Genomic DNA, 6509 nt, shown 5'->3' with positions numbered 1-6509 from the left:
TTCCCACGTGTTACTCACCCGTTCGCCACTGATCCACCCCGAAGGGCTTCACCGTTCGACTTGCATGTGTTAAGCACGCCGCCAGCGTTCGTCCTGAGCCAGGATCAAACTCTCCGTGAATGTCTGCTCGTAATCGAGCGGCCACCCGCGTTGAGCGGCACGGCAACCACCGGAATAGGGCGGTCCCGCGCACTGCGTCCTCGCTAGTGTTTTGTTACTAAAGGAATCTCCAACCGATCCGAACGGACCGGCCGGGGATGTCAACATATCTGGCGTTGACTTTTGGCACGCTGTTGAGTTCTCAAGGAACGGACGCTTCCTTCGGACCGCCTTCCAGCGGGCCCTCCGGGCGCTTCGTTCTTTCGTGTTTCCAGCTTATCAGATGTTTTCCGCTCCGTTTTCCGGAGTTTCGTTCATCGGATTTCGCTTTTGCCTTTCGGCGCTCCCGAACTCTACCAGAGTTATTCGGCCCGCTTTTCCGTTCCGATGGCGATCGAAAAGGTGCGCGACGTGTCGCTCGAGTGAGAGTTTGGGGGATCGTCACCTTCGGCCTCGGCCGTTCAGGCGACTCGGACTACGTTACGCCCAGGTGTCGGTCGAGTCAAACATGAGGGGCCGGATCTGGCTGGATCCGGCCCCTCATGGCTGAGCTCGACGGTCAACCCGCCCGCCACCGCGGCGATCTGACGGCGGCTCGGCAGCGGGTGGGGCCCGTCGCGCGGTGTCAGTGCGCGGCCAGCTCCACCGCGGCCAGGTTGCGCTTGCCCCGACGCAGCACCAGCCAGCGGCCGTGCAGCAGGTCGGATGCGGCGGCGGTGGCCTCCTCATCGGTGACCTTGGCGTTGTTGAGGTAGGCGCCGCCTTCCTTGATGGTGCGGCGGGCGGCCGAGCGGCTCGGGGCCAGGCCGGCCTCCACCAGGAGGTCGACGATCTGGCCGAGCTCGGTGACCGTCGCCTTCGGGACCTCGGCCAGCGCTGCCGCGAGGGTGGCCGGCTCCAGGTCGGCGAGTTCGCCCTGGCCGAAAAGCGCCTTCGATGCGGCGACCGCGCGCTCGTACTGGTCCTCGCCGTGGACCAGCGAGGTGAGCTCCTCGGCCAGGGCGCGCTGGGCGAGGCGGGCGGCGGGCCGCTCGGCGGTCTCGCGCTCCAGCTCCTCGATCTCCTCCCGGGTACGGAAGGAGAAGATGCGCAGGAAGGTGGAGACGTCCCGGTCGTCCGCGTTCAGCCAGAACTGGTAGAAGGCGTAGGGGGTGGTCAGCTCGGGGTCGAGCCAGACGGTGCCGGACTCGGTCTTGCCGAACTTGGTGCCGTCGGCCTTGACGATCAGCGGCGTGGCCAGCGCGTGCACCGACTTGGCGTCGGCCTTGCGGATCAGGTCGGTGCCGGCGGTGAGGTTGCCCCACTGGTCGCTGCCGCCGGTCTGCAGGGTGCAGTTGTACCGGCGGTTCAGCTCCAGGAAGTCCATGCCCTGGAGGATCTGGTAGCTGAACTCGGTGTAGCTGATGCCCGCGTCGGAGTTGAGCCGTCGGGCGACGGCCTCCTTGGCGATCATGTTGTTGACCCGGAAGTACTTGCCGATGTCGCGCAGCAGGCTGATGGCCGACATCCCGGACGTCCAGTCCAGGTTGTTGACCATGCGGGCCGCGTACTCGCCGTCGAAGTCGAGGAAGCGGGAGATCTGGCCGCGCAGGCGGTCGACCCAGGCCGCCACGGTCTCGGGGTCGTTGAGGACGCGCTCCGCGGTCGGCTTGGGGTCGCCGATCAGGCCGGTGGCTCCGCCGACCAGGCCGAGCGGGAGGTTTCCGGCCTGCTGGAGGCGGCGCATGGTGAGGATCTGCACCAGGTTGCCGAGGTGCAGGCTCGGGGCCGTCGGGTCGAAGCCGCAATAGAAGGTGACCGGGCCGTCCGCGAACGCCTTGCGCAGTGCGTCCTCGTCGGTGGACAGGGCGATCAGCCCACGCCACCGCAGCTCGTCGACGATGTCCGTCACGGTCACGCTTCTCCTTCGGTCGGGCGTCCGGTGCGCCGCCGGCCCGTTCGGTCGGGCCGTACGCCGGACGGATCCAGCGTCTTAGAGAGTACGCGGTCGGTGCCAACGGGTTTCGGCCGGTCGGCGCGGGGGCGCGGAAATTCCGTTGTTCCGCGGGTGGCGCACGGTCACAGTTGTCCCACCGCCGGGTGGCGGCGGTGAGGGGCGGCCGTGCCGTCGGCACGTGCTGCAGGGAGGTGGCCTGAAGATGCGCAACACGCTGGTACTGAACGCGAGCTACGAGCCGCTGACCACGGTCTCGCTCAAGCGTGCCGTGGTCCTCGTACTGCAGGACAAGGCCGTGGTCGAGCAGGCCCATCCGCTGCGCGTGGTGCGTGGTACCGGTGTGTCCGTCCCGGTGCCCCGGGTGATCAGACTGCAACGGTACGTCCGGGTGCCGTTCCGACAACGGGCCCCGTGGTCGCGCCGCGGCGTGCTGGTCAGGGACCAGCACGTCTGCGCGTACTGCGGACGCCGGGCGAGCACCGTGGACCACCTGGTCCCGCGGTCCCGCGGTGGCGCGGACAGCTGGCTGAACACCGTCGCGGCCTGTGCCGAGGACAACCAGCGCAAGGCCGACCGGACACCGGAGCAGGCGGGGATGCGGCTGCTGCGGCGGCCGTTCGAGCCGACGCCGGAGGCCACCCTGATGCTGGCGCTGGGCCTGCGCGAGGGCGACCTCGGCGACCTGGCCGCCTGGCTGCCGGCCACCGCCTAGCGGACCGCGGCAGCCGTGTCGCCCGGCGGTCCGTGGGACCGGTGGGCGGCGCACGGAGCCGGTGGGCCGACCCGGTCGGGGGACAGGTCGGCCCACCCGTACGTCCCACCGCCGTCCGTGGCGGGCGTCAGCCCTTGCTGCGGAAGGCGGTGGCGACGCCGAAGTTGAACGCGTGCTCGGGCATCGCGACGACCTTCTCGCCGCCGGCGAGCAGGCGGCCCGAGGTGAGCAGCGAGCCGGTGCCGGGCGGGAAGGCGCCGCCCTGGGTCTCCTGTCCGCCGGTCAGCGCGAAACGGCTGATGTGGGCGGGCTGGTCGAGCCGCTCGTCCACGGCGAGCAGCAGGCCCGAGCCGTCCAGGCCGACCGGCCGGGACTTGCGCTTCTCGGCGACCGGGGTGCGCCACACGGACTTGCCGGTGGTGAGGTCGTACGCGGCGACGGACGGGGCGCCGGCGGGGTCGGCCGGGGTGACGGCCGCGATCATGGTGTGCTCGTGGAAGTAGACGCCGGGGACGGCGTCGAAGGTGCCCCGGGCCACCTCCAGCCGGCCGCCCTCGGCCACGACCGGGATCTCGGCGGCGGGGTCGCCGCTCGGCCCCCAGGCGAAGACCCGGTCGTCGGCCGGCTTCTCCCCGGTGGTGAGCACCACGGCGGGTTCGGCGGAGAGCACGGTGACGGTCTTCGGCTGGTTGTTCAGGCCGCGCCACCAGGTGACCTTGCCGTCGGCGGCGTTCAGGGCCACGGCCTGGTCGACCGGGGTCGAGTCGGCGCAGCTGCTGTGCAGCACGACCGTGGCGCCGCCGGCGCCGCCGGAGAGGGTGCAGAACTTGCCCTGGCCCGCGTACTGCCAGACGTCCTTGCCGTCCTCGGCCGCCCAGGCGGCGGCCCGGTCGTCGCCGACCGCGATGACCTTGTCGTCGGTGACGGCGACGTGTGCCGCGTAGGCGTCCTTGGTGTCGGAGACGGCCTTGGTCCAGACGGCCTTGCCGGTCTTGGTGTCGACGGCGGCCAGTGTGGTGCAGGGCAGCTTCGGGTCCGCGCCGGCGCGGAACAGCACGGCGCCCAGGCCCTTGGCGTTGACGCTCGGGCTGAGTCCGCAGGGCACGGCGCCGTCGGCGGGCGCCTGGAGGGTCCAGGTCGCCTTGCCGTCGGCGAGGCCGTAGGCGTGCACGCCGGATCCGTCGGCGCGGACCACCGCGTCGGCCAGCAGCCAGCTGCCGGCCAGGGTGTCGTCGCTGCCGTCGGGCGCGGCGGTGGCCGGCTGGGCGGCCCAGGCCTTGTCGTGGGCGACCGCGATGTTCTGGCTGACGGGGGCGTCGGCGGCGGGCTTCACCGGATCGTCGTCGCCGGTGACCAGGACGCCCGCGGTGACCAGGACGGCGAGCGCGGCGACGCCCGCGCCGACCCGGATCGCGAGGGCCCGGCGGCTGGGCGCCTGCTGGCCGGAGCCGTTGGCGGCGCCGGCGGCGCTCGCGGCGGCGGCCTTGGCGCGGTCCAGCAGCGACGGCTTGGCGGCCGCCGCGGCTCCGGCGCCGGATTCCGGCCCGCGGCCGTCCTCCCCGGCCGGGCCGTCGCCGCCGGGCGCGCTGTCGTCCGGGCGCACGCCCGCGCCGGGACCGGGACCGTCCGGCCCGGCCGCCCCGACGGTGTCGGGCGGTGAGGCCGGGGGGAAGGGCGGGTACCCGGTGGGCGTCCCGTCGGCGGGGTGGCCGCCGGGGTCGAGGTGGCCGCCGTCGTACCCGGTGGTGGCCGGCGCGGCGGGGGCGCTCTCGTAGGGGAGGTAGCCGCCGTAGCCGTCACCGGTGTCCGCCGGGGCGTACAGCTGCTGGTCCTGGCCGGGGGCGGCGGGGTAGCCGTACTGCTCGGCCTGGTACGGCTGGTAGTAGCCGGCCGTCGGGTCGTGCGGGGGGAGGGCGTTCTCCCACTGGTCGCCGGGCTGCCAGGCCGGGGTTCCGGCCTGGGCGCCGTACGGCTGCTGCTGGTGGCCGGGGTCCGGCGCCCACCCGGTGGCGGCCTCGGTCTGCTGGGGATACCAGGGCTGCTGCTGGTCGTAGCCGACCGGCTGCTGCTGCCCGTTGGTGTCGTGCGGGTATCCCTGGCCCGAGGCTGGGGGATGGTCCTGAGCCATGCGTTCCGTCCGTCCCGACTGCGTGCTGCCGTGGGCCAGCATCTCATGGTGGACGGGACGGGCCCGCCGCCGCGGGCTCGGGCGGGCGCTGACCGGGGGTCAGCCGGCGGTCAGTCGGCGGTCCGCAGGGCCTGGTCGATGAGCCCGGCGAGGGTGAGGTCGAGGGCGGTCAGGCCGCCTTCGCTGTGGGTGGAGAGCACGAACCGCAGGGTCCGCCAGCGGATGTCGATGTCGGGGTGGTGGTCCAGCCGTTCGGCGTCCTCGGCGACCGCGCCGACCACCCGGATCGCGGTCGGGAAGCTCGCGGTCTCCGCGGTGCGGACGATCGAGTCGCCCTCGCGCCGCCAGTCGGGCAGGCCGGCCAGGCCTGCGGCGATCTCGTCCTCCGTAAGCCTGACCCTGCTCATGCGGCGGTACCTCTCGTTGGTCCCGGCCGGTCGGCCGGGGTCGGCGGCGGGGCCCGTCGTCCGGACCGCCGGATCAGCCGGTGGTCCGGCGCGGCCGGGTGAGCAGCTCGCCACCGCAGTTGGGACAGGTGGCGGCCATCGCCCCGGTGCAGTCCGGGCAGAAGGTGCACTCGTAGGAGCATATGAAGGCGGGGCCGTCCGCCTTGAGCGACACCTCGCAGCGTTCGCAGATCTCGCGCATTTCCAGGGCCATCGGGGTCCTCCCGGGTGGGGTGGCGGGTGACGGTGGATCAGGACGGTCCACCGGTACGAGGGTGGGGCAGCCTGATCGAGTGCGCCTGGGGTACCGGCTGAGCAGGACGTCCGCCGGGGACGGGACCGCGCGGGCGGGTCAGCCGAAGAGCATCCGGCCGACCGCGACCAGGCCGACCACCACGATCAGGCCGCGCAGCGCCGCGGGGGGCAGCCGGCGGCCGACCTTGGCGCCGAGCTGGCCGCCGGCGGCGGATCCGACGGCGATCAGCAGGACGGCGGTCCAGTCGATGGTGGAGGTGAAGAGGAAGAAGACCGCGGCGACCGCGTTGACGATCATGGCGAGGACGTTCTTGGTGGCGTTGATCCGCTGCATCGAGTCCTGCAGCAGCATGCCCATCAGTGCGAGCAGCAGGACGCCCTGGGCGGCGCCGAAGTAGCCGCCGTAGACGCCGGCCAGCAGGACGCCGGTGAACAGCACCGGGCCGACCTCCTCGGCGGGCGCGCCGTCGCCGTTCGCCCGGCGGGCGGCCATCGCGCGGGCCACCCGGGGCTGGAGGACCACCAGGACCAGGGCGAGCAGGATGAGGACCGGGACGATCGCGTCGAAGGCCTTGGCCGGCAGCCGGATCAGCAGGACGGCGCCGGCCAGGCCGCCGATCAGTGAGGCGACCGAGAGCCGGGCGAGCCGGCGGCGCTGGCCGCTGAGCTCGCGGCGGTAGCCGATGGCGCCGCTGAGCGAGCCGGGGACCAGGCCGAGGGTGTTGGAGACGTTGGCGGTCACCGGGGGCAGGCCGACCGCCAGCAGGACCGGGAAGGTGATCAAGGTGCCCGAGCCGACGATGGTGTTGATGGTGCCGGCGCCCACACCGGCGAGCAGCACGGCCACACCCTCCCAGAGTGTCATCTGCCATCCCCTCGCTCGGTCCTGTCGGGACGATCATGCCGGAGGGAGCGGCGGACGGGCCAGCGGCC

General features: G+C 72.6%; 6 protein-coding genes and 1 rRNA gene. 1 reads left to right on the top strand and 6 read right to left on the bottom strand.

The window, feature by feature from the left end:
* Both AC2TEW_RS35400 and tyrS read right to left on the bottom strand, forming a co-directional pair.
* Positions 1–120 (bottom strand): 16S ribosomal RNA (locus tag AC2TEW_RS35400); the annotation flags it as partial.
* A 604-nt stretch (positions 121–724) separates the two neighbouring features.
* Positions 725–1990, bottom strand: a complete 1266-nt coding sequence (tyrS, locus tag AC2TEW_RS35395; RefSeq protein WP_484627361.1) for a tyrosine--tRNA ligase — start codon at positions 1988–1990, stop codon at positions 725–727.
* Positions 1991–2237: 247 nt separating this feature from the next.
* Between tyrS and AC2TEW_RS35390 the strand changes: the two genes are divergently transcribed.
* Entirely contained in the window at positions 2238–2747 is a 510-nt protein-coding gene (locus tag AC2TEW_RS35390; protein WP_033821052.1) for an HNH endonuclease, read from the top strand.
* 127 nt (positions 2748–2874) lie between these two features.
* Here the strand turns inward: AC2TEW_RS35390 and AC2TEW_RS35385 are convergent, their stop codons facing one another.
* From AC2TEW_RS35385 to AC2TEW_RS35370, 4 genes are all read right to left on the bottom strand, one after another.
* Entirely contained in the window at positions 2875–4875 is a 2001-nt protein-coding gene (locus AC2TEW_RS35385; protein WP_484627359.1) for an outer membrane protein assembly factor BamB family protein, read from the bottom strand.
* A 110-nt stretch (positions 4876–4985) separates the two neighbouring features.
* Positions 4986–5282, bottom strand: coding sequence for a 4a-hydroxytetrahydrobiopterin dehydratase (locus AC2TEW_RS35380; RefSeq protein WP_484627358.1), 297 nt, complete (start codon positions 5280–5282; stop codon positions 4986–4988).
* 73 nt (positions 5283–5355) lie between these two features.
* Complete coding sequence (locus AC2TEW_RS35375; RefSeq protein WP_359889535.1) at positions 5356–5535, bottom strand: DUF1272 domain-containing protein; 180 nt, start codon at positions 5533–5535, stop codon at positions 5356–5358.
* A 138-nt stretch (positions 5536–5673) separates the two neighbouring features.
* The gene (locus AC2TEW_RS35370; protein WP_484627357.1) at positions 5674–6441 is read right to left on the bottom strand and encodes a sulfite exporter TauE/SafE family protein; all 768 of its coding nucleotides are present in this window, start codon (positions 6439–6441) and stop codon (positions 5674–5676) included.
* Positions 6442–6509 lie beyond the last annotated feature (68 nt).

The organism is Kitasatospora sp. NEAU-CNBT7 (assembly GCF_057220535.1).
Note: the sequence above shows the minus strand (reverse complement) of the source record. Positions and strands in the feature narration are given on the sequence as shown.